The organism is Alkalihalobacillus alcalophilus ATCC 27647 = CGMCC 1.3604 (assembly GCF_000292245.2).
GTDB lineage: Bacteria > Bacillota > Bacilli > Bacillales > Bacillaceae_D > Alkalihalobacillus > Alkalihalobacillus alcalophilus.
In genome coordinates, this window is record NZ_ALPT02000158.1 from 1 (window position 1) to 1,481 (window position 1,481).

Annotated in this window: 2 protein-coding genes; both read left to right on the forward strand. The window is 40.4% G+C overall.

Annotated elements, in window-relative coordinates; all coding sequences use genetic code 11:
* Positions 1-33: 33 nt before the first annotated feature.
* Positions 34-726, forward strand: coding sequence for an RNA-guided endonuclease TnpB family protein (locus tag BALCAV_RS20795; protein WP_412143237.1), 693 nt, complete (start codon positions 34-36; stop codon positions 724-726).
* A gap of 178 nt (positions 727-904) precedes the next feature.
* Positions 905-1,279 carry a DUF423 domain-containing protein gene (locus BALCAV_RS20800; protein WP_003321184.1) on the forward strand — a complete coding sequence of 125 codons (375 nt, stop codon included), beginning with the start codon at positions 905-907 and terminating at the stop codon, positions 1,277-1,279.
* Positions 1,280-1,481: the final 202 nt, after the last annotated feature.

The following is a 1,481-nucleotide window of genomic DNA, read 5'->3' on the forward strand; positions in this document are numbered from 1 at the left end:
TAGGCCAAAAGTCGTGAGGTTGAAGGGCGTATTCTGAACGCTACAATCAGACGAAATCCACGCGGAAAGTTTTATGTATCCATTGTAGTCAAAACAGACGTACAGCCCTTGAAGAAAACGGAATCATCTATCGGTATAGATTTAGGCATCAAGGATTTTGCGGTTTTTTCGGATGGTCACAAGATGGACAATCATACGTTCACAGCCAAAATGGAAAAGAAATTAAGACGTGAACAGCGAAAACTTTTAAGACGTGCGTTACAGGCCAAAAATAAGGGTATTCATCTATTGGATGCCCAAAACTATCAGAAGCAAAAACGCAAAGTGGCTAGATTGCACGAAGGAGTCAGGAATCAACGTGACGATTTCCTTCACAAACTAAGTACAGAAATCATCAAAAACCACGATGTGATCTGTATTGAAGATTTGAACACCAAAGGAATGTTGCGTAATCATAAATTAGCCAAATCCATCTCGGATGTATCTTGGTCTGCCTTTGTATCGAAATTAGAATACAAAGCGAAATGGTACGGGAAAACCATCGTGAAAATAAGCAGGTGGTATCCATCTAGTCAAATCTGTTCCGAATGTGGACATCAAGATGGAAAGAAATCTCTTGAAATAAGGGATTGGACGTGTTCTATTTGCCATAAACATCACGATCGAGATATCAATGCCAGCCAAAATATTCTAGCCGAAGGGGTAAGAACCTTCGACTTGGCTTAAACAACAGACAGAACCGTAGGAATCGACGGGGATAGCTTGGTCCATAAGAGAAACCTCTGTCGGCAAAGAAATCGGCTGGCAAGTACGCTCTGTTCCCAAGAATCTCCCACTTCAAGCGTTAGCTAAGTGGCGAGTAGTTCAAGATAGAAAAAAACATCTCTGAAGGAGTTTTAGAAAAATGGCTAAAGTGTTTTTGTTAGTAGGAAGCATTCTTATGGCATTAGTAGTAGCGATAGGAGCTTTTGGTGCTCACGGTTTAGAAGGAAAGATTTCAGAACGAATGTTAAAGAATTACCAAACAGGTGTTCAATATCATATGATTCACGGGATAGGCGTTTTGTTAGTTGGTCTTTTAACATTAAAGTTTGCTTCAAATCAATTATTAACGGTAGCAGGCTGGAGTTTTTTAGTAGGGATTATTTTGTTTTCAGGTAGTTTATATGCGATGGCACTTACTGGTATCACGAAGCTTGGAGCCATTACACCTCTTGGAGGATTAGCATTTATACTAGGCTGGATTCTAGTTGGAGTGGCCGTTGTGAAAAGTATCTAAAAATTGTGGGGGTGAGAAGCATTTTGCTACTCGCCTTTTTTTGATCAACGAGGAGGTGAGGGATGGTTGTGTGTTGGGAATTGGTAATGAAAAAGTTGTGAGAGGCGGATTAGGGAGCGAAAAGGCTATGATAGGTAATGAGAAAATGTGGATTCCAATTTTAGGGTGCGAAAAAGGCTGAATAGGTAATGAAAAAGCGGTG

What these genes read in the sequence shown, in the direction of transcription:
- BALCAV_RS20800 (WP_003321184.1), top strand. Translation starts at nt 905, where the DNA reads ATGGCTAAAGTGTTTTTGTTAGTAGGAAGCATTCTTATGGCATTAGTA.